18 protein-coding genes and 1 pseudogene are annotated in these 20,293 nt (G+C 71.8%); 13 read left to right on the forward strand and 6 right to left on the reverse strand.

Features of this window, described 5'->3' with window-relative positions:
- Positions 1–223: 223 nt before the first annotated feature.
- Positions 224–925: pseudogene (locus QQG74_RS24465) on the forward strand (alkaline phosphatase D family protein); the annotation flags it as partial.
- A gap of 184 nt (positions 926–1,109) precedes the next feature.
- Here the strand turns inward: QQG74_RS24465 and QQG74_RS24470 are convergent.
- Positions 1,110–1,514 (reverse strand): YjbQ family protein, encoded by a 405-nt coding sequence (locus QQG74_RS24470; protein ID WP_341717068.1) that lies wholly within the window; start codon positions 1,512–1,514, stop codon positions 1,110–1,112.
- A 191-nt stretch (positions 1,515–1,705) separates the two neighbouring features.
- Between QQG74_RS24470 and aceE the strand changes: the two genes are divergently transcribed.
- Entirely contained in the window at positions 1,706–4,450 is a 2,745-nt protein-coding gene (gene aceE / locus QQG74_RS24475; RefSeq protein WP_341717069.1) for a pyruvate dehydrogenase (acetyl-transferring), homodimeric type, read from the forward strand.
- Positions 4,451–4,617: 167 nt separating this feature from the next.
- Here aceE and QQG74_RS24480 read toward each other — a convergent pair whose 3' ends face one another.
- Positions 4,618–5,064, reverse strand: a complete 447-nt coding sequence (locus tag QQG74_RS24480) for an SRPBCC family protein (RefSeq protein ID WP_341717070.1) — start codon at positions 5,062–5,064, stop codon at positions 4,618–4,620.
- Between the two features lie 187 nt (positions 5,065–5,251).
- Between QQG74_RS24480 and QQG74_RS24485 the strand changes: the two genes are divergently transcribed.
- From QQG74_RS24485 to QQG74_RS24500, 4 genes are all read left to right on the forward strand, one after another.
- Positions 5,252–6,601, forward strand: a complete 1,350-nt coding sequence (locus QQG74_RS24485; protein WP_341717071.1) for a GH1 family beta-glucosidase — start codon at positions 5,252–5,254, stop codon at positions 6,599–6,601.
- Positions 6,598–7,869 carry an MFS transporter gene (locus QQG74_RS24490; RefSeq protein WP_341717072.1) on the forward strand — a complete coding sequence of 424 codons (1,272 nt, stop codon included), beginning with the start codon at positions 6,598–6,600 and terminating at the stop codon, positions 7,867–7,869. The genes QQG74_RS24485 and QQG74_RS24490 overlap by 4 nt, the downstream gene beginning before the upstream one ends.
- Before the next feature lie 15 nt (positions 7,870–7,884).
- Positions 7,885–9,306, forward strand: coding sequence for a glutamate--tRNA ligase (gene gltX, locus QQG74_RS24495; protein WP_341717073.1), 1,422 nt, complete (start codon positions 7,885–7,887; stop codon positions 9,304–9,306).
- Positions 9,307–9,547: 241 nt separating this feature from the next.
- The gene (locus tag QQG74_RS24500) at positions 9,548–10,195 is read left to right on the forward strand and encodes a hypothetical protein (RefSeq protein ID WP_341717074.1); all 648 of its coding nucleotides are present in this window, start codon (positions 9,548–9,550) and stop codon (positions 10,193–10,195) included.
- A gap of 8 nt (positions 10,196–10,203) precedes the next feature.
- On the opposite strand, the gene QQG74_RS24505 is transcribed toward QQG74_RS24500, so the two are convergent.
- Positions 10,204–10,482 (reverse strand): hypothetical protein, encoded by a 279-nt coding sequence (locus QQG74_RS24505; protein WP_341717075.1) that lies wholly within the window; start codon positions 10,480–10,482, stop codon positions 10,204–10,206.
- Positions 10,483–10,651: 169 nt separating this feature from the next.
- Between QQG74_RS24505 and QQG74_RS24510 the strand changes: the two genes are divergently transcribed.
- The 5 genes from QQG74_RS24510 to fabF all read left to right on the forward strand — a co-directional run bounded on the left by QQG74_RS24510 (position 10,652) and on the right by fabF (position 15,458).
- Complete coding sequence (locus QQG74_RS24510; RefSeq protein ID WP_341717076.1) at positions 10,652–11,896, forward strand: helix-turn-helix domain-containing protein; 1,245 nt, start codon at positions 10,652–10,654, stop codon at positions 11,894–11,896.
- 78 nt (positions 11,897–11,974) lie between these two features.
- A complete protein-coding gene (locus tag QQG74_RS24515; RefSeq protein WP_341717077.1) occupies positions 11,975–12,967 on the forward strand; it encodes an ACP S-malonyltransferase in 993 nt (330 codons plus the stop codon).
- On the forward strand, positions 12,964–13,908 hold the full coding sequence (locus QQG74_RS24520) for a beta-ketoacyl-ACP synthase III (protein ID WP_341717078.1): 945 nt from the start codon (positions 12,964–12,966) through the stop codon (positions 13,906–13,908). The genes QQG74_RS24515 and QQG74_RS24520 overlap by 4 nt, the downstream gene beginning before the upstream one ends.
- An 81-nt stretch (positions 13,909–13,989) precedes the next feature.
- On the forward strand, positions 13,990–14,229 hold the full coding sequence (locus QQG74_RS24525) for an acyl carrier protein (protein ID WP_013735281.1): 240 nt from the start codon (positions 13,990–13,992) through the stop codon (positions 14,227–14,229).
- 2 nt (positions 14,230–14,231) lie between these two features.
- Positions 14,232–15,458, forward strand: a complete 1,227-nt coding sequence (gene fabF, locus QQG74_RS24530; RefSeq protein WP_341717079.1) for a beta-ketoacyl-ACP synthase II — start codon at positions 14,232–14,234, stop codon at positions 15,456–15,458.
- Positions 15,459–15,496: 38 nt separating this feature from the next.
- On the opposite strand, the gene QQG74_RS24535 is transcribed toward fabF, so the two are convergent.
- Positions 15,497–17,227, reverse strand: coding sequence for a glycoside hydrolase family 3 N-terminal domain-containing protein (locus tag QQG74_RS24535; RefSeq protein WP_341717080.1), 1,731 nt, complete (start codon positions 17,225–17,227; stop codon positions 15,497–15,499).
- A 116-nt stretch (positions 17,228–17,343) separates the two neighbouring features.
- Positions 17,344–17,835: a DUF3145 domain-containing protein gene (locus QQG74_RS24540; RefSeq protein ID WP_341717081.1), complete on the reverse strand. Its 492-nt coding sequence runs from the start codon at positions 17,833–17,835 to the stop codon at positions 17,344–17,346.
- A 308-nt stretch (positions 17,836–18,143) separates the two neighbouring features.
- On the opposite strand from QQG74_RS24540, the gene QQG74_RS24545 reads away from it, so the two are divergent.
- Complete coding sequence (locus tag QQG74_RS24545) at positions 18,144–18,473, forward strand: hypothetical protein (RefSeq protein WP_341717082.1); 330 nt, start codon at positions 18,144–18,146, stop codon at positions 18,471–18,473.
- Between the two features lie 63 nt (positions 18,474–18,536).
- Here QQG74_RS24545 and QQG74_RS24550 read toward each other — a convergent pair whose 3' ends face one another.
- Positions 18,537–19,178 carry a carbonic anhydrase gene (locus tag QQG74_RS24550; protein WP_341717083.1) on the reverse strand — a complete coding sequence of 214 codons (642 nt, stop codon included), beginning with the start codon at positions 19,176–19,178 and terminating at the stop codon, positions 18,537–18,539.
- A 149-nt stretch (positions 19,179–19,327) separates the two neighbouring features.
- Here QQG74_RS24550 and QQG74_RS24555 point away from each other — a divergent pair, with 149 nt between their 5' ends.
- Positions 19,328–20,263, forward strand: a complete 936-nt coding sequence (locus QQG74_RS24555) for an alpha/beta hydrolase (protein ID WP_341717084.1) — start codon at positions 19,328–19,330, stop codon at positions 20,261–20,263.
- The last annotated feature ends 30 nt before the right edge of the window (positions 20,264–20,293 follow it).

The raw sequence follows: 20,293 nt of genomic DNA on the forward strand, positions 1-20,293 counted from the left end.
CCCACCGGAGCACATTGGGCGCGGGTGGCCACTTGGCGGTTGTTCGGCAACCGGCGGCAGGAAGGGGCACCCACCCTCACCCGGCATTCATCGACGGAGGCGATTCTCGTCCGGTCGATCACGTACCGACCTGGGAGGCAACCTGTCGCTATCTCGCCGTACCGTCCTGCTCGGCGGCCTGGCGGCCGGCGCGGCCACCGCCGCCGCGCTACCGGCCGCTGCCGCTGCGCTCGCGGTGGGCTTCGCCTCCTGCTCCCAGTACGAGCAGGGATACTTCACCGGCTATCGACGCCTGGCCGAGACCGAACCGGAGCTGATCCTGCACCTGGGCGACTACGACGACCACGAGGTGGAGAACAACTGGGCCGGTTACACCCCCGAGGAACCCGACCCGCAGTTCCCGGCCCGGCGGGCCGCGGCCTTCCAGGCGTACTACGAGAACATGCCGCTGCGGCGGACCTCGCTGCCGCGCGGGCTCGACATGCAGCTCTACCGGCGGCTGCGGTGGGGGCGGCTGGCCACCGTCCACCTGCTCGACACCCGGCAGTACCGCGACGACCAGGCATGTGGCGACGGGTACCAGTCCTGCCCGGCGGCTCTCGACCCGGCCCGGTCCATCCTCGGTGCCCGGCAGGAGGCCTGGCTGCTCGACGGGTTCCGGCGCTCCTCGGCCCGCTGGGACCTGCTCGCCCAGCAGGTCTTCTTCGCTCAGCGCGACCGGGACGCCGGGCCGCTCACGGTCACCCGCATGGACGCCTGGGACGGCTACGTCGCCTCCCGCGACCGGATCACCCGGGGCTGGCTCGCCGCCGGAGTACGCAACCCGGTGGTGCTCACCGGGGACGTGCACGCGCACTGGGCCAGCGACCTGAAGCTGGACTACGCGGATCCCGCCTCGCGCACCGTCGGCAGCGAGCTGGTCTGCTTCCGCCGCCCGGACCAGCACCCCAACCACCGACCCCGGCCAGCACACCGTGGACACGGAAACCCGCCGCCCCTGACCCGATCTCCCACCCCGCCCTCTCGCCCGCCCGTACCGTGTCGATCAAGAGGTTTGCGTCTGGTTCCGCGCTTGGGCCGACGCGAACCTCTTGGTCAACACGTCCGGGTCAACCGGACAGGAACGAGAAACGCACCTGGCGGGTGGTGTTGTCGCCGTTGGGGTCGACCAGGCAGATCGACTGCCAGGTGCCCAGCGCCAGGTGCCCGTCGAGCACCGGCAGCGTCGCGTACGGGGCGACGAAGGCGGGCAGTACGTGATCGCGGCCGTGCCCCGGCGAGCCGTGCCGGTGCCGCCACCGGTCGTCGGTGGGCAGCAGGTCGTCCAGCGCGGTGAGCAGGTCGTCGTCCGAGCCGGCGCCGGTCTCGATGATCGCCACCCCGGCGGTGGCGTGCGGCACGAACACGTGCAGCAGCCCGTCACCCTGCCCGGAGACGAACCGCTCGGCCTCTCGGGTGATGTCTCGAACTGTCGGCCGGGAACCGGTCCCGATGTTGATCACCTCGCTACGCATACCTCGATTCTTCCCCAGGATCGTGGTATCGGAACGCGCCTCGATGGGCAGCCCGAAGCAAGATCGCGCATAGTTACTGGTCGGTACGTGTGTTCAGCGTCGCCCTTCGGTCGGGTGGAGGTGACGACACGTGCCATGACGGGGCAGGATGGCGCTAGAGACCTATCCCACACACAACCGAGGGAACGCCTGTGGCTACGGAACGCAAGCGCCCGGTGATCACGGCCGGCCTGCCGAGCCAGCTTCCGGACATCGACCCTGAGGAAACCAGCGAATGGGTCGAGTCGCTCGACGGTGTCATCGACGAGCGCGGTACCAAGCGCGCCCGTTACGTGATGCTGCGTCTGCTGGAGCGCGCCCGCGAGCGCCAGGTCGGGGTGCCGTCGCTGACCACCACCGACTACATCAACACCATCCCGCCGGAGCGCGAACCGTGGTTCCCCGGTGACGAGCACGTCGAGCGGCGGATCCGGGCGTACGTGCGGTGGAACGCGGCGATGCTGGTGCACCGGGCGCAGCGCCCGGAGATCGGTGTCGGTGGTCACATCTCCACCTTCGCCAGCTCGGCATCGCTCTACGAGGTGGGCTTCAACCACTTCTTCCGGGGCAAGAACCACCCGGGCGGCGGCGACCATATCTTCTACCAGGGCCACGCCTCCCCGGGCATGTACGCCCGGGCGTTCCTCGAGGGCCGGCTCAGCGAGAGCCAGCTCGACGGTTTCCGGCAGGAGTTGTCGCACCCGGGCGGCGGGCTCCCGTCGTACCCGCACCCGCGGCTGATGCCGGACTTCTGGGAGTTTCCCACGGTCTCCATGGGGCTGGGCGGGCTGAACGCCATCTACCAGGCCCGGTTCAACCGCTACCTCCAGCACCGGGGCATCAAGGACACCTCCGACCAGCACGTCTGGGCGTTCCTGGGCGACGGCGAGATGGACGAGCCGGAGACCCTCGGCGCGATCGGGGTGGCCGCCCGCGAGGAGTTGGACAACCTCACCTTCGTGATCAACTGCAACCTCCAGCGGCTGGACGGGCCGGTGCGCGGCAACGGCAAGGTCATGCAGGAACTGGAGGCGTTCTTCCGGGGCGCCGGCTGGAACGTGATCAAGGTGGTCTGGGGTCGGGAGTGGGACCCGCTGCTCGCCGCCGACACCGACGGCGCGCTGGTCAACCTGATGAACACCACCCCGGACGGCGACTACCAGACCTACAAGGCGGAGTCCGGGGCGTACGTGCGGGAGCACTTCTTCGGCCGGGACGCGCGGACCCGCAAGATGGTCGAGGGCCTCAGCGACGACGAGATCTGGAACCTCAAGCGCGGCGGACACGACTACCGCAAGCTCTACGCGGCCTACAAGGCGGCGACGGAGCACACCGGCCAGCCGACGGTGATCCTGGCCAAGACGATCAAGGGTTGGACGCTCGGCTCACACTTCGAGGGCCGCAACGCCACGCACCAGATGAAGAAGCTGACGCTTGAGGATCTGAAGACCTTCCGCGACCGCCTCTACCTGGACATCCCGGACTCGGCGCTGGAGGAGAACCCGTACCTGCCGCCGTACTTCCACCCGGGCGAGAAGTCCGAGGAGATGCAGTACCTGCACGAGCGGCGCCAGCAGCTCGGCGGCTACCTGCCGACCCGGCGTACCAGCGCCAAGTCGCTGGCCATTCCGGGCGCCGAGCGCTTCGCCGACGTCAAGCGCGGTTCGGGCAAGCAGAAGGTGGCCACCACGATGGCCTTCGTCCGGCTGCTCAAGGACCTGATGAAGGACAAGGAGTTCGGCAAGCGTTGGGTGCCGATCATCCCGGACGAGGCGCGTACCTTCGGCCTGGACTCGATCTTCCCGACCGCGAAGATCTACTCGCCGCACGGACAGCGGTACACCTCGGTCGACCGGGAGCTGTTCCTGTCGTACAAGGAGTCGACCGTCGGGCAGATCCTGCACGAGGGGATCAACGAGGCCGGTTCGGTCGCCTCGTTCACCGCCGCCGGTTCGTCGTACGCCACCCACGACGAGCCGATGATCCCGATGTACATCTTCTACTCGATGTTCGGGTTCCAGCGCACCGGCGACGGCTTCTGGGCGGCGGCGGACCAGATGGTGCGCGGCTTCGTGCTCGGTGCCACCGCCGGGCGCACCACGCTCAACGGTGAGGGCCTCCAGCACGAGGACGGGCACTCCCTGCTGCTGGCGGCCACCAACCCGGCCGTCGTCGCGTACGACCCGGCGTTCGCGTTCGAGATCGCGCACATCGTCGAGAACGGCCTGCACCGGATGTACGGCGAGCAGCAGGAGAACATCTTCTACTACCTCACCGTCTACAACGAGCCGATCCACCAGCCGGCGGAGCCGGAAGGGGTGGACGCCGAGGGCATCGTCAAGGGCATCTACCGCTACTCCCCCGCCCCGGCGGTGGAGGGCGACGCGCCCCGGGCCAACCTGCTCGCCTCCGGCACCGGCATGCAGTGGGCGCTCAAGGCGCAGCAGCTGCTCGCGCAGGACTGGGGGGTGGCCGCCGACGTCTGGTCGGTGACCTCCTGGAGCGAGCTGCGCCGCGACGCGGTGGAGTGCGAGGAGTACAACCTCCTGCACCCCGGCGCGGAGCAGCGGGTGCCGTACATCCAGCGCAAGCTGGCCGACGCCGACGGGCCGAAGGTCGCGGTAAGCGACTGGATGCGCGCGGTGCCGGACCTGATCTCCCGCTGGGTTCCCGGCGACTGGACCTCGCTGGGCACCGACGGCTTCGGCCTCTCGGACACCCGGCACGCCCTGCGCCGGCACTTCCACGTCGACGCCGAGTCGGTCGCGGTCGCGACGCTGCGCCAGCTCGCGCTGCGCGGCGCGGTACCGGCACACGTACCGGCCGAGGCGGCCAAGAAGTACGCGATCGACGACGTCAACGCCGCCCCGGTCGGCGAGACCGGCGGCGACAGCTAGGAGATGCAAGGAAGGGCCCCTTGTTAACGCCTCAGGTATAGGAAGGGCCCCTTCCTAACCGCCGACCGGCGGAACAACCGAAGGCACGGGAAGCGGTGGCGGCCCGGGTACACCTGGTAGGTGCACCCGGGCCGCCACCGTCGCGGGTGACGCCAGGACGCGACCGGTCAGCCGACGGCGGCCAGGTCGGTGAGCCGGGCCAGCGAGTCCTCCAGGTCGGCGCCGACCCGACGCAGCCCGAGGCGGAGCAGGGCGGCCTTGACCGGGCCGGCCGGCCAGCGTACGACGATCAGCCGCACCACCGTCCCGCCTTCCGCTTCGTCCGGGGTGAGCTGGACGTAAATCTCGGTGCGCGCCTCCGCTCGGGCACCGGCACCCTTGGCGCGTTCGCGCCAGCCGATCAGAGTCGGCTCCTGGTAGGCGATCACCTCGGCCTCATGTGCGGCGCCGCGTCCGGCCTGGACCAGTTGCCGTCGGCCGAAGCCCTCGCCCGAGAGGACCTCGGCCGCACGGACCCCGGCCAGCCAGGCCGGCAACTGCTCGGCCCGCTGCACCACATCCCAGACCGCTTCCACTGGCGCCGCCACGTGCGCACTGCGTTCCACGAGGATCATTTCCGTCTTCCTCCAGTGAGGACATCCCACGATATCGGCACTGTATGCGCAAAAACGGACGTATAGGGACGGGTTCCCCAAAGACACGCCGAAAGGTATTGATTCCGGCCGCAGATCGGCCTATGGACCGGACGCGCAACGCCCCCTAAAGTTCCGAACACGTTTCGCGTTTCTCTGGGAGGGGCGTATGCCGCACGCACCGATGCCCGACTTCCCCGCCGGCTTCCGTTGGGGCGTCTCCACTTCGGCGTACCAGATCGAGGGCGCCGCCGACATCGACGGACGCGGCACGTCCATCTGGGACACCTTTGCCCGCTCGCCGGGGCGGATCGCCGACGGCAGCAGCGGCGACGTGGCCTGCGACCACTACCACCGGTACGCCGAGGACATCGCGCTGATGGCCGGGCTGGGCGTCACCGCGTACCGCTTCTCGATCTCCTGGCCCCGGGTGCTGCCGACCGGGACCGGCGCGGTGAACGCCAACGGGCTGGACTTCTACGAACGGTTGGTCGACGGACTGCTCGGCCACGGCATCGACCCGGTCGCCACGCTGTTCCACTGGGACCTGCCGCAGCGGTTGGAGGAGACCGGCGGCTGGCTCGACCGGGACACCGCGTACCGCTTCGCCGAGTACGCCGACCTGGTCGCCGCCCGCCTCGGCGACCGGGTGAAGCTCTGGATCACCCTCAACGAGCCGTTCATCCACATGAGCCTCGGTTACGGCACGGGCGAGCACGCGCCGGGCCGGACCCTGCTCTTCGACGCCTTTCCGGTCGCCCACCACCAATTGCTCGGCCACGGCCTCGCGGTCGACGCGCTACGCGCCCGCAGCGGCAGCCCGATCGCCATCGCCAACAACTACTCGCCGGTGCGGCCGATCGGCAGCAGCGAGGCCGACGTCGCCGCCGCGGCGGCCTACGAGGCGCTGCACAACCGGCTCTTCACCGACCCGCTGCTCGGCCACGGGTACCCGGCGGAACTGGGCTTCGACGACGCCGTGGTGCGCACCGGCGACCTCGACGTGATCGCCGCCCCGCTCGACGTACTGGGGGTCAACTACTACAACCCCACGGGCGTACGCGCACCCGAGGCGGATTCGCCACTGCCGTTCGAACTGGTACCGCTTGAGGGCTACCCGCGTACCGCCTTCGACTGGCCGGTGGCCCCGGACGGGCTGCGTGACCTGCTCGGCTGGCTGCACCGGCGGTACGGCGCGAAGCTGCCGCCGATCCAGATCACCGAGAGCGGCTGTGCCTACCCCGACGCACCCGACGCGCAGGGCCGGGTGCACGATCCGGACCGGATCGCCTACCTGGACGGTCACCTGCGGGCGGTCCGTGCCGCCATGGCCGACGGAGTCGACGTGACCGGCTACTTCGTCTGGTCCCTGCTGGACAACTGGGAGTGGGCCGAGGGCTTCACCAAGCGCTTCGGCCTGGTGCACGTCGACTACCCCACCGGGCGGCGTACGCCCAAGTCGTCGTACGCCTGGCTGCGCGAGGTGATCGCGACGGCCCGGCGGGAACGGGCCCGGTGACCACCGTCGACCCGACCCCGGCATCGCTGCCGGCGGCGCTCGCCGAACCGACGGTGCCGGTACGGCGCGGCTGGATCGCGCTGCTCTTCGCCGCGAACCTCGGCGTCTGGATGGCCTTCTTCACCCCGATCCAGGTGCTGCTGCCCCAGCAGATCGGGCAGCTCGCGCCGACGAACAAGGAGACCATGCTGGCCGTGGTCACCGGGTTCGGCGCGCTGGCGGCGGTGCTCGCCAACCCGCTCGCCGGTGCGCTCTCCGACCGGACCTGCCTGCGGCTGGGCCGGTGGGAGCTCGGCCGCCGACACGTCTGGACCCTCGGTGGCGCGGTGCTCGGCGCGCTGGCCCTGGTGCTGCTCGCGCAGGCGCGTACCGTGCCCGCAGTGGTGGTCGGCTGGGTCGCCGCGCAGGTCTGCTTCAACGCGATGCTGGCCAGCCTGACCGCCGCCGTACCGGACCGGGTGCCGGTGGTGCAGCGCGGCGCGGTCTCCGGCTGGGTCGGCATCCCGCAGACGCTGGGACTGGTGCTCGGGGTCGTGCTGGTCACGGTCGTGGTCGCCGGCAACACCGCCGGCTACCTCGCGGTCGCCGCGGCCGTGGTGCTGCTCGCGCTGCCGTTCGTCCTGCGTACGCGGGACGACCCGCTGCCGCGTGCGCACCGCCCGACGCTGCGCGGCATGCTCGCCGGGATGTGGGTGTCGCCGCGCCGGCACCCCGACTTCGGCTGGGCCTGGATCACCCGGTTCCTGGTCCAACTCGGCAACGCCTTCGGCACCCTCTACCTGCTCTACTTCCTCACCGACGAGGTGCGGGTGGCCGACCCCGAGGGCGGCCTGCTGGTGCTGATCCTGCTCTACACCGCCGGGTTGATGGCCACCACGGTGGTCGCCGGCCGGCTCTCCGACCGGTCCGGCAAGCGGAAGGTGTTCGTGATCGCCGCGGGCGGGGTGATGGCGGTGGCGGCGCTGCTGCTGGCCGCCGCGCCGACCTGGTCGATGGCGGTGATCGCCGCGCTGATCCTCGGGGCCGGCTACGGGGTGTACCTGTCGGTCGACGCCGCCCTGATCACCCAGGTGCTGCCGAGGGCCACCGACCGGGCCAAGGACCTCGGCGTGATCAACATCGCCAACTCCGCGCCCCAGGTGCTCGGCCCGGCCATCTCCGCCCCGATCGTGGTGCATCTCGGCGGCTACCCGGCGTTGTACGCGACCACGGCGGCGGTGACGCTGCTCGGCAGCGTACTGGTCCTGAAGATCCGCTCCGTGCCGTGACGGTACGCTGAGGCCGTGACGGTACGTGTGCGCTTCGCCCCCTCCCCCACCGGTATGTTCCACGTCGGCGGTGCCCGCTCGGCATTGCAGAACTGGATCTACGCCAAGCAGCAGGGCGGAGTGTTCGTGCTGCGCATCGAGGACACCGACGCGGCGCGCAACAAGCCGGAGTGGACCGAGGGCATCCTGTCGGCACTCGACTGGATCGGCATCGAGCGGGGCAGCTACGAGGGCCCCTACTTCCAGTCCTCGTACGCCGCTGAGCACCGTGCCGCCGCCGGTCGGCTCCACGAATCCGGCCGGGCGTACTACTGCGACTGCACCCGCGAGGCGGTGCAGGCCCGCACCGGTAACCAGTACACCGGCTACGACGGCTACTGCCGCGACCGGGGATTGCCGTCCGGCGCGGGGCGGGCGCTGCGGTTCCGCACCCCGGACGAGGGTACGACGGTGGTCACCGACCTGATCCGGGGCGAGCCGACCTTCGAGAACAAGCTCATCGAGGACTTCGTCATCGCCCGGGGCGACGGCTCTCCGGTCTTCCTGCTGGCCAACGTCGTGGACGACATGACCATGGGGATCAGCCACGTGATCCGGGCCGAGGAGCACCTGCCAAACACCCCGAAGCAGCAGTTGCTCTGGGACGCCCTCGGGGTGAAGCCGCCGATCTGGGCGCACGTGCCGGTGGTGGTGAACGAGAAGCGGCAGAAGCTCTCCAAGCGTCGCGACAAGGTCGCCCTGGAGGCGTACCGGGACGAGGGTTACCTCGCCGAGGCGATGCGCAACTACCTGATGCTGCTCGGCTGGGCGCCCTCCGGCGACCGGGAGATCGTCCCCTGGTCGGTGATCGAGGACGAGTTCCGGCTGACCGAGGTCAACCCGTCACCGGCGTTCTTCGACGAGAAGAAGCTGCGCGCGTTCAACGGCGAGTACATCCGGGCGCTGCCGATCGAGGAGTTCGTCGCGGCCTGCCAGCCGTGGCTGACCGGCACCGGCACGATCGCACCGCCGCCGTGGCAGCCGGCCGAGTTCGACCCGGCCGCCTTCGCCGCGGTGGCCCCGCTGGCGCAGACCCGGATCGCCGTGCTCAGCGAGATCGTGCCGAACGTCGACTTCCTCTTCGTCGCCTCGCCGCTGATCGACGAGGCGGCCTGGACCAAGGCGATGAAGGCGGGCTCGGCGGAGCTGCTGGACGACGCGATCGCCGCCTTCGAGGCGGTGCCCTCCTGGGACGCGGAGACGCTGAAGGCCACCCTGGAGGCGGTCGGCGCGCAGCGCGGCCTCAAGCTCGGCAAGGCACAGGCACCGGTGCGGGTGGCGGTCACCGGCCGCACCGTCGGCCTGCCGCTGTTCGAGTCGCTTGAGGTGCTCGGCGCCGAGCGCACCCTCACCCGGCTACGGGCCGCCCGCGTCCGGCTCTTCGCCGGTCAGAGCTGACCGGCTGTGCCCTGGCCTTGCTTTCGCAGGGTAAGATCCGCCCCAGCTGGTCCACGGCCGCTCGTTGGTCGAGTCGCGATCGCAGATAGTTCCAATTAGTGTTCCACCAGCTGCAACCGATCGACGTTCAGCGGAGTCTTTGAGGTGGGGTACCTGTCCTGTGGGCACGGTCACCACCGTCAACCTTCCGACGCGTGACCCGTGCAGCACAGCCACCCATCGAACGGGGCGAGGAGGCGGCATGGTCCGACGAGTGAGGCGACTGGCCGCGGTGCTGCTGGGTGGGATGGCGGCCGTGTTGTTGGCACTCGCCTTCGCCGAGCCGGCGCGGGCCGCCCCGAAGCCAGCGGCCGGGGTGGAGATCACCGGGCATGGGCTGGCCGAGCCGCTGCGGCTCCAGGAAGACTCCCACCCCGAGCACGTCAAGGCCCTCCTCGACCAGGTGAGCCTGCGGGAGCTGGTCCGCCAGTCGGCCAAGCCGAAGCCGGCCGACCTCGGTCCTAAGTACACGGTCGTGGTGCTCGCCGGTGACGTCGCGAAGCAGACCTACGACCTCTACCCGACGGCGGTGGGTGGGCCGCGGATCCACCGACCGGCCAAGCAGCCGGACGGTCGGAAGACCAGCGCGGCCTGGTTCCTCGGCCGGATCAACATGTCCGAGACGCTGCGTACCGCAGGTGTGCCGTTGGAGCGCACGTTCGAGGCGATCAGCGGTGGGGCCGGCGGGGGCGAACGGATCATCCCCGAGGACGCGCTGAACCCGGCCCAGGACATCAACGAGGCATTCGGCGAGCTACGCCGCCTGCTCCTGCTGAACGTCGCGGTGATGTTGGTGATCACCCTCGGGCTCGCCGGGATCGCCCTGCTGATCCGCCGCCGGACCCGCTGACCGGCCGGTCAGCACCAGCGGCGAGGCGGGCGTTCCCGACGGGTGGTGCGGTGCGCCGGGCGGACCGGGCCGTGCCGATGGCCACCGGCCCAGCCGGGCAACTGGCTGCGGCAGGCGGCGGGCTCCGGCTCCGCCGTCGGCGGCTCGGCGGCACGCGAACGCGGCACACCCGGCTCGGCGGCACGCGAGCGCGGCACGCCCGGCTTGGCGACGGGCGGGTGCTCGTGCGGGCCCGGTCGACACGGCTCCCCCTGGACGCAACCGTGCTCGGCCTCCCCGTACGCCATCGGCCCCTCCTCGCCTTCTCGCCCTCACCCGCCGATGCCCGCCCGACGTGCCCTGTCACGGTACTGGCCGGTTCCGACGGGCCGCGCAGCGCGTACCCCACTTTGCCGGGCCGGGCAGCCACCGGCAGCCGGCGTACAGCACCAGGTCAGGACATGTCAGGCTAGGTGGGTGAGTGAGTCGGGCGGGACGGATCTGTCGGCCACGTTGCGCCGGATCGAGCGGGCAGCCGGTGCCCTGGCCACCGCAAGCGTGAGCCGGATGGACGAGACCCTGCCCTGGTTCCGTGAGCTGCCGGCCGACCAGCGTTCCTGGGTGATGCTCGTGGCCCAGGCCGGCGCCCGCTCGCTGGTGCAGTGGTTGCGGTCCGACGGGGCCGCCGAGGGGACCCAGGAGGTCTCCGACGAGGTGTTCGCCACCGCGCCGCAGGCGCTCGCCCGTTCGATCACCCTCCAGCAGACCGTCGCGCTCATCAAGGTCACCATCGACGTGGTCGAGGAGCAGGTGGACGAGCTCGCCGCTCCGGGTGAGGAGCCGCAGCTGCGCGAGGCGGTGCTGCGGTACTCCCGGGAGATCGCCTTCGCCGCCGCCCGGGTCTACGCCCGGGCCGCCGAGTCGCGCGGCTCCTGGGATGCCCGGCTACAGGCGCTGCTGGTCGATGCGCTGCTGCGCGGCGACTCCCCGGACGTGCTGGCCAGTCGGGCCGCCGCGCTCGGCTGGACGGACGCTCCGCCGGTGTCGGTGGCCGTCGGCCCCTCGCCCGGTGGCGAGGTCTCCGCCGTGCTGCACACGGTGTACCGCCATGCCCGGCGGATCGACGTCGAAGTCATCGGGGGTGTGCACGGTGACCGGCTGGTGATCGTGCTCGGCGGGGCCGCCGACCCGGTCGCGGCCACCGGCAAGCTGCTGCCCGCCTTCGGTTCCGGACCGGTGGTGGTCGGCCCGGCGGTACCGAGTCTGGACGAGGCCACCGAGTCGGCCCGGGCGGCGCTGGCCGGCTACCGGGCGGCCCCGGCCTGGCCGGCGGCACCGCGCCCGGTGCACGCCGGCGACCTGCTGCCGGAGCGGGCACTCGCGGGCGACGCCGAGGCCCGTCGGCGGCTACGGCACGACGTGTACGCGACACTGGTCCGGGCCAGCGGCGAGCTGCTGGAGACCCTCGACGCCTTCTTCGCCGCAGGTGGCACGCTGGAGAGCGCCGCCCGGGCGCTCTTCGTGCATCCGAACACCGTGCGCTACCGGCTGCGGCGGATCGCCGACGTGACCGGTTTCAGCCCGCTGTCGCCCCGGGACGCCTTCGCCCTGCGGGTCGCGCTGACCGTGGGTCGGCTCGACCCGGTCGTACCGACCCAGACATTGGTTCCAGCACCCGGCAAAAGGTCACAGCAGGATGACGAGCAGCACCAATCTTTGTAGGAAACCACCAAAGGTTCTAGTACGGTTTGGTGCCAGCCGGCACAGCGCGACCGGTGGGTATCCGGGAGAGTCATAGACGTGCTCGCCGTACTTTGCCCCGGCCAGGGTTCGCAGAAACCCGGCTTCCTGACCCCCTGGCTCGACCTTACCGGCGCCGAGGAACAGTTGCGTCGCTGGTCGACGCTGGCCGGCGTCGACCTGGTGCGGCTGGGCACCGAGGCCGACGCCGACGAGATCCGGGACACCGCCCGCACCCAGCCGCTGCTGGTCGCCGCGGCGCTGCTCGCCGCCGAGCACCTGCCGATGGCGGAGGTACCGCTCACCGCGGGGCACAGCGTCGGCGAACTCGGCGCGGCGGCACTGGCCGGCGTCCTGCCGGCCGACGCCGCGATCACCCTCGCCGGAGTACGCGGCCAGGAGATGGCAGCCGCCTGCGCGCTGGAGCCGACCGGCATGGCGGCCGTGCTCGGTGGCGACGCGGACGAGGTCATCGACGTGATCAACGGGCACGGACTGCATGCCGCGAACCGCAACGGCGCGGGCCAGTTCGTGGCCGCCGGTGCCGTCGCCGCACTGGACAAGCTCGCCGCCGAGCCGCCAGCCAAGGCCCGGGTCATCCGACTCAAGGTGGCTGGCGCGTTCCACACCCCGTACATGGCGCCTGCGGAAGCCGCGCTGGCCACGGCGGCAGCCAAGATCACCCCGAACGACCCGCAGCGCCTGCTGCTCTCCAATCTCGACGGCACGGTGGTCGACGACGGCCGGGAGCTGGTCGGGCGCCTGGTCCGCCAGGTCACCGCACCGGTCCGCTGGGACCTCTGCATGGCCAGCCTGGCCGACCTCGGTGTCACCGGGGTGATCGAGCTGCCGCCCGCCGGGACGCTCGCCGGCCTGATCAAGCGCGAACTCAAGGCCACCGGCGTCCCGGAGATCGTCACCCTGAACACCCCGGACGATCTGCCCAAGGCGCGGGACCTGATCGCCCGCCTGGGCCGGCAGGTCGAACGAGCCAGCATGCTCAGTCCGAACGCGTCTCACGCCGAGACCGACCGTGGGGAAGGCTCGTCATGAGCGGTAGCAGGATCCTCTCCCTGGGGCACTACCAGCCGTCCCGGGTGGTGACCAACGACGAGATCGCCCAGCTGGTGGAAACCAGCGACGAGTGGATCCGGGACCGGGTGGGCATCGTCACCCGACGCATCGCCGGGGACGAGACGGTCGCCGACATGGCCGCGGCAGCCGCCGACAAGGCCCTGGCCAACTCGGGTTTGACCGCCGCCGACATCGACCTGGTCGTGGTCGCCACCTGCACCTCGGTCGACCGCAGCCCGAACGTGGCCTGCCGGGTCGCCGCCAAGCTGGGCATCAGCGCACCAGGCGCGTTCGACCTCAACACCGCCTGCTCCGGCTTCGCGTACGCGCTCGGCACCGCGGATCACGCGATCCGGGCCGGCGCGTCCCGCAACGCCATCGTGATCGGCGCGGAGAAGCTCTCCGAGTTCACCGACTGGACCGACCGCTCCACCTGCATCATCTTCGGCGACGGCGCGGGCGCCGCGGTGGTCACCGCCGCCGCCGACGACGAGGAGCCGGGCATCGGCCCGGTGGTCTGGGGTTCGGTGCCCGAGCGCGGTGACGCGGTACGCATCGAGGGCTGGCGCCCGTACGTCGCCCAGGAGGGCCAGACGGTGTTCCGTTGGGCCACCACCGCGCTGGCGCCCCTGGCGTTGCAGGCGTGCGAGCGGGCCGGTGTCGACCCGTCCGAGCTGGCCGCGTTCGTCCCGCACCAGGCCAACACCCGGATCATCGACGGGATCGCCAAGCGACTCAAGATCCCTCAGGCGATCATCGCGAAGGACATCGTCGAGTCCGGAAACACCTCTGCGGCCAGCATCCCGCTGGCCCTGTCGAAGCTGGTCGAGCGGCGCGAGGTGCCTTCGGGCGCGCCGGTGCTGCTGTTCGGCTTCGGCGGTGGCCTGACCTACGCCGGTCAGGTCGTCCGCTGTCCCTGAGCCCCCTCGGCGCTGCGGTGCCGAGGACCGACGGGCGGCGTCGCCGCCGTCGAGAGAACCCGATGAGAGGAACCCACCGCAATGACCCGTGACGAGATCACCGCCGGCCTCGCCGAGATCCTCGAAGAGGTTGCCGGGGTGAGCCCGGACGACGTGGCCGAGGGGAAGTCCTTCACCGACGACCTGGACGTCGACTCGCTCTCCATGGTGGAGGTCGTGGTGGCGGCCGAGGAGAAGTTCGGCGTCAAGATCCCGGACAACGAGGTGCAGAACCTCAAGACGGTCGGGGACGCCGTGAGCTACATCGAGGCGCAGTCCTGATCATGAGTCGCACCGACGTCGTCGTCACCGGGCTCGGCGCGACCACCCCGCTGGGCGGGGACGTCGCGTCGACCTGGGACGCCATGCTCAACGGCCGCTCCGGGGTGAGTGCGCTCACCCAGGAGTGGGCCGGGCAACTCCCGGTCCGGATCGCCGCCCAACTGGCGGTGGATCCGGCCACCGTGCTCGACCGGGTCAAGCTGCGTCGACTGGACCGTTCGGAGGCGATCGCGTTGATCGCCGCCCATCAGGCCTGGGCGGACGCCGGCCTGGCCGACTCCGGGCTGGACCCGGAGCGGCTGGGGGTCAGCGTCGGCTCCGGCATCGGTGGCGCGGTCACCCTGCTCGCCCAGGACGACATCCTGGAGGCCTCCGGCCCTCGCCGGGTCTCCCCGCACACCGTGCCGATGCTGATGCCCAACGGCCCGGCCGCCTGGGTGGGGCTGGAACTCGGCGCGCAGGCGGGCGTGCACTCGGTGGCCAGCGCCTGCGCCACCGGCGCGGAGGCGATCGCGCTGGGCCTGGACATGATCCGCTCCGGTCGGGCCGACGTGGTGGTGGCCGGCGGCACCGAAGCGGTGATCCACCCGCTGCCGATCGCCGGCTTCGCCTCGATGCGCGCCATGTCGACCCGCAACGACGAGCCGGAGCGGGCCTCCCGGCCGTGGGACAAGGGCCGGGACGGGTTCGTCCTCGGCGAGGGCTCCGGCATCGTGGTGCTGGAGCGGGCCGAGCACGCCGCCGCCCGGGGCGCCCGGGTGTACGCGCGGCTGGCCGGGTCCGGCATCACCTCCGACGGCTTCGACATCGTCCAGCCGCATCCGGAGGGGGCGGGCGCGGTGCGGGCCATCGCGAAGGCGATCGCCGACGCGGACGTGGCAAAGGCCGACATCGTGCACGTAAACGCGCACGCCACCTCGACGCCGGTGGGTGACCTGGCCGAGATCAAGGCGCTGCACAACGCGCTCGGTGACCACCCGGTGCTGACCGCCACCAAGTCGATGTCCGGGCACCTGCTCGGCGCGGCCGGCGCGCTGGAGTCGATCGCGACGATCCTGGCGATCCGCGACGGCGTGGTGCCGCCCACGATCAACCTGGACGACCCGGACGACGGCCTCGACCTCGACGTCGCCGCCAACAAGGCCCGCCACCTGGACATCCCCGCCGCGCTGAACAACTCGTTCGGCTTCGGCGGGCACAACGTGGCGCTCGTCTTCACCCGGGTCTGAGCTTCACCCGCCGCTGCCCGTACCCGCCACCGCCAGCGTCAGTTCTCGCAGGTGGTGGCGGGCAGCCCGGACACCTTGACCGGGGAACGTCCGCGCGGGGCGGCCTTGCCGGCGAGCACGTCGGCGAGCGCGGCCATCGAGGCCCGGCTCGACGAGTACGTGGCCAGCAGCGTCGGCGATGTCGCCCGGGCCAGCACGTACGGGGTGTCCATGGCGACCGTGACGGCGGCGTCGGCCCGCAGGTCGGCGGCGCCGTCGCCGTACCCGACCAGGTGCACGACAGCGCCGCCGCTGGGCACCACCTTCACTCCCGCCTCGGTAAGCGCCTCGGTCAGCGCGGTCCGGGTGTGCGCCCGGCCGCCGGAGGAGGTGACCGTCACCGGGCCGCGTACCCCGGTGGTGTCGCACCGGCCGCGCAGCACGGTGACCGCGGCGGCGGCCAGGGCGTGGGCCGCCGCCTGGTGCGCCGGAGAGTTCAGCGTGGACAGTTCCGGGGTGTCCTGGCCGGTCAGCGAGAACTTCATGGTCAGCACGCGGGTGGCCGCCTCCACCAGGCGGGTCCGGGGCAGCGAGCCGTCCCGCAGCGCGGCGAGCAGCCCGTCGTACGCCTGACGCACGTTCGGCGGCATGAGGATCAGGTCGTTGCCGGCCTTGAGCGCGCGTACCGCGGCCTCACCCGGCCCCCAGCGACGGGCCGGCGCCATGTTCATCCCGTCGGTGATCACCACGCCCTGAAAGCCGAGTTCACCGCGGAGCACCTCGGTGAGCAGCTTGTGCGAGAACGTCGCGGCCACCCCCGGGTCGACCGAGCGCACGTCGAGGTGGGCGGACATCACGGCCAGCGCGCCGGCGTCGATGCCTGCGCTGAACGGCGGCCAGGCCTCGGCCGCCAGCTTCTTGCGGGACTGGCCGAGCACGGGCAGGTCCTCGTGCGAGTCGACGGCGCTGTGCCCGTGTCCCGGGAAGTGTTTGAGCGTGGCCGCCACGCCCGACGCCTGTAGGCCGCGTACCGCGCCACCGACCTGCTCCGCGGCGCGCTTCGGGTTGGCGCCGAAGGACCGGGAACCGATCACCGTGCTGCGGGTGACCAGCACGTCGGCCACCGGCGCGAAGTCGACGTTGATCCCCATCGCGGCGAGTTCGGTGCCGGCGGCCCGCCACGCGGCCTCGGTAAGCGCGGGATCACCGGCCGCTCCGGCGCCGAGCGCGCTGGGCAGCAGGGTCACCCCGTCGGTGACCCGGGTGACCACCCCGTACTCCTGGTCGGTGCCGATCAGGAAGGGCGCCGGGCCGGCGGCCAGCTTCCCGGCGGCCTCCCGCAGCCCGGTGGTCAGCTCGCGGACCTGCTCCGGGTTGTCGACGTTGGTGGTCTCCTGGTTGCTCTGGGTGGGGTCGTCGGCGCTGAAGCCCACCAGGATCAGCCCACCGAGGCGGTACTTCTCGACCATCTCGGCCGGCGTGTCGACGCCGGCCAGGGCCTGGTTGCCGGCCGCCGAGCCGGCCGAGACCCGGGTCGCCCGGTCGCCGTACGCGTAGGGCATCAGCACCTGACCGACCAGGTCCTCGTCGGCGAACCCGGCGACCAGGGCGGCGGCACGGGTGGCCGGGTCGTCCGGCGCGGCGCTCGACGGCGGTGCCGGATCCGGCGGAGCCGAGGTCGGGGCCGGCTCCGGACGCGGCTCGGGGCCGGTGCAGCCGGAGACGAACAGCGCGCAGGCGGTGACGAGGGCGGCGGCGACCCGCCGGGTGGTGGTCGACACGCGGCCCATCCCACCAGCCCGTCAGGGATCGGGGCAACTCGACCTTGGGCCGGGCGACCGGTGCCGGGCACCGGGCCATCGACCGGCGGGAACGCGCCGCTGGGCCGGCGACACCGGTGACCGCCTCAGCCGACCCGGGTGAGCAGGGTCACCGGAGCACCGTCCCCGGCGTAGCGGTACGGCTCCAGTTCGGCGTCCCACGCGGTGCCGAGCGCCTTGTCCAGGGCGTGCGCGAGCGCCTCGGGTGCCCGGGCGGCGGCCATGATGCTGCGCAGCCGGTCCTCGCCGAGCTGAATGTCACCGGCGGCGCCCACCGTGGCGCGGAACAGCCCACGCCCCGGGACGTACATGAAGCGCTCACCGTCGGCACCCGGACTGGGTTCCTCGGTGACCTCGAAACGGATCATGGGCCACTGCCGGAGGGCAGCGGCCAGTTCGGCGCCCGTCCCCGGACGGCCGGACCACCCGCACTCGGCCCGGCGGGAGCCGGGATCGACGGGCTGAGCAGTCCACTCCAGGTTGACCGGCGCGGCGAGGACGCGCGCGATCGCCCACTCGACGTGTGAGCACACGGCGAGCGGGGTCGAGTGGACGTATACGACGCCACGCGTTGGCACGGAGACCTCCCGGAGAGCGAGGTGCGTCTTCCCCTACGACCTCACCCGACCGGGCTCTTGCTGCAACACATGATGACCTGTGTGACGGATGGTGCGCCAGGGAATCGGCAAATCCGCCGCCCGGAATACCCGGACAGGTGACTGCGGTTCCACCTCGTGACGCCGCGATGACCAGCCGGGATCGTGCGTCGTGTACAGTTCCATCGGCGGCCTGTGCCGCGTAAGCCTTCGCGGGGTCACCTCCTCCGGTGCCGCCCGCACAGCCCCCGGACCTTCCGTCCTCCGTACGTCTTGCAAGGAGTACCTCCGTGGCGAGCAACACCTCTAAGACCGCGCGCGCGTCAGTCCGGGCCGGCCAGGCTGGCCAGGGTGGCGCCCTCAGCGTGCTGGGCGAGTTCAAGTACCTCATCCCGCTCAACGGCGGCAAGCACGCCTACGTCCGGAACCTGACCAACGGCAAGACCGCGCACCTGCGTACCGACTCCGAGGCCTTCGTCGAGGAGATCCGGGTGCTGGCCGCCGCCGGGCACGCCGCCAAGATCCGGGCCGAGATCAACAGCCTCAACGCCGCCCACCCGGGCGACGGTTGGGACGCCACCGAGAAGCGCCTGGTCGAGGCCGGTGTCTTCGAGGGCTGAGTCCCTCCAGGCAGCATCGCGAACGCCCGCCGGGTACGCCCGGCGGGCGTTCGTCGTCTCGGATCAGGGCGGCTCCAGCAGGGTGACCTCGCCGGTCGCCAGGTCGTAGAGGGCTCCGCTCACGGCGACCCGGCCGGTGCGCAGCGGCTCCGCCAGCCGGGGGTCGGCGCGCAGCGTGGCCACCGTACGGCGGACGTGCCGGCGGATCGCCAACGGCTGCACCTGCGGCTCGTCCACTCCCACGTCGGCCACCGCGGGCGCGATCCGGTCCACCAGGTGGGCCAGCGCACCCTGCGGTCGCTGGCCGCTGCGCAGCGCGCCGATCGCGGCGTCGATCGCGCCGCACCGCTCATGGCCCAGCACCATGATCAGCGGTACGCCCAACACCTCGATGACGTACTCGATCGAGCCGAGCACCGCCCGGTCCAGCACGTGACCGCCGGTGCGGATGACGCAGATCGAGCCGAACGTCTGGTCGAAGATCGCCTCCAGCGGCACCCGCGAGTCGATGCAGCCCAGCAGGACGGCGTACGGCTGCTGGTCACCGGAGGCGCTCGCCGCCGCCGCGGTCACGTCGTGCCCGTGCACCGGCTGGCCGCTGACGAAGCGCCGGTTGCCGGCGAGCAGTTCGGCCAGGGCTTGCCGGGGCGTACCGCCGCGTGCCCGGCGCTTCGTTCCAGTGGGCACCGCCCGCGACACCGCCATGCCTCCAGCTTGGTCGCCGCCGGCCCGGATGCGGAGACGGTTGGCGAATCTTCCGCTCGTGCCGGTTCGCGTGGTCTCATGACGGGTAGCCGGTGTTACCACCGGGTATCCCCGGTGTTACGCATCCACGCGGCCGTGGGGAGGTGGCGATGCCAGAGCCCGTCGAGGTACGACTGTCCGACGACGTACGCCTGCACGTGCAGGTCGCCGGGCCGACCGACGCCGAGGTCACGGTGGTGCTGTTGCACGGCTGGACGTTGGACGGGCGAAGCTGGCACCGGCAGCACAGCGCCCTGCGGGAGACGTTCGAGTCGGTCCGGGTGGTCACCTACGACGCGCGTGGGCACGGCCGGTCCAGCTGCATGGCACTGCCCACGGCGACCCTGGCCCAGCTCGGTGACGACCTGGCGGCGGTGCTGGACGTGGCGGCGCCCACCGGGCGGGTGGTGCTGGCCGGCCACTCCATGGGCGGCATGACGATCATGGAGTACGCGCACCGCCACCCCGAACACTTCGCCCGGCGGGTGGCCGGACTGGTCTTCGTCTCCACCACCGCCGAGGGGCACGCCCACACCGTCTACGGCCTGTCGCCACGGATCGCCCGGTTGATCCGGCTGGCCGAGACGACCGGGGCCGGGGTGTTGGCCCGCTGTGGCGCCTGGCGACCGCCACGGGCCCTGCTGCGGGCGCTGCGCCCAAGCATCCGCTGGATGCTCTTCGGCGAACACTGCGATCCCGTCGACATCCGCCTGGTCACCTCGGCGGTCGCCCGCGCCTCGCTGCGCTCGATCGGCGGCTTCCGCGCCTCGATCGGCACCCAGCACCGGCTGGCGACGCTGGCCGCGCTGGCCCACTTGCCGGCCGCGGCCCTGGTCGGCGACCGGGACCGGCTCACCCCGCCGCCGTGCGCGGAGTCGATCGCCGCCGTGCTGCCGGCCACCGACCTGACCGTCTGCCCCGGTGCCGGCCACATGCTGATGATGGAGCGCCCCGAGGAGGTCAACGCCGCCCTGACCGGCGTACTGCGCCGGGTCCTCGACGCCGCACCGGCCCGCGTCGGCGCGCACCGCCGACGCCGCGCCTGACCGGGACCCGCTCCGCTGCCACCGGCGTCG

Source organism: Micromonospora sp. FIMYZ51 (assembly GCF_038246755.1).
Classification (GTDB): Bacteria; Actinomycetota; Actinomycetes; order Mycobacteriales; family Micromonosporaceae; genus Micromonospora.

Coding starts and splice junctions, on each gene's coding strand:
- QQG74_RS24470 (WP_341717068.1), bottom strand. CDS start 1,514: ATGCGTAGCGAGGTGATCAACATCGGGACCGGTTCCCGGCCGACAGTT.
- QQG74_RS24480 (WP_341717070.1), bottom strand. CDS start 5,064: ATGATCCTCGTGGAACGCAGTGCGCACGTGGCGGCGCCAGTGGAAGCG.
- QQG74_RS24485 (WP_341717071.1), top strand. CDS start 5,252: ATGCCGCACGCACCGATGCCCGACTTCCCCGCCGGCTTCCGTTGGGGC.
- QQG74_RS24500 (WP_341717074.1), top strand. CDS start 9,548: ATGGTCCGACGAGTGAGGCGACTGGCCGCGGTGCTGCTGGGTGGGATG.
- QQG74_RS24505 (WP_341717075.1), bottom strand. CDS start 10,482: ATGGCGTACGGGGAGGCCGAGCACGGTTGCGTCCAGGGGGAGCCGTGT.
- QQG74_RS24520 (WP_341717078.1), top strand. CDS start 12,964: ATGAGCGGTAGCAGGATCCTCTCCCTGGGGCACTACCAGCCGTCCCGG.
- QQG74_RS24525 (WP_013735281.1), top strand. CDS start 13,990: ATGACCCGTGACGAGATCACCGCCGGCCTCGCCGAGATCCTCGAAGAG.
- fabF (WP_341717079.1), top strand. CDS start 14,232: ATGAGTCGCACCGACGTCGTCGTCACCGGGCTCGGCGCGACCACCCCG.
- QQG74_RS24535 (WP_341717080.1), bottom strand. CDS start 17,227: ATGGGCCGCGTGTCGACCACCACCCGGCGGGTCGCCGCCGCCCTCGTC.
- QQG74_RS24550 (WP_341717083.1), bottom strand. CDS start 19,178: ATGGCGGTGTCGCGGGCGGTGCCCACTGGAACGAAGCGCCGGGCACGC.
- QQG74_RS24555 (WP_341717084.1), top strand. CDS start 19,328: ATGCCAGAGCCCGTCGAGGTACGACTGTCCGACGACGTACGCCTGCAC.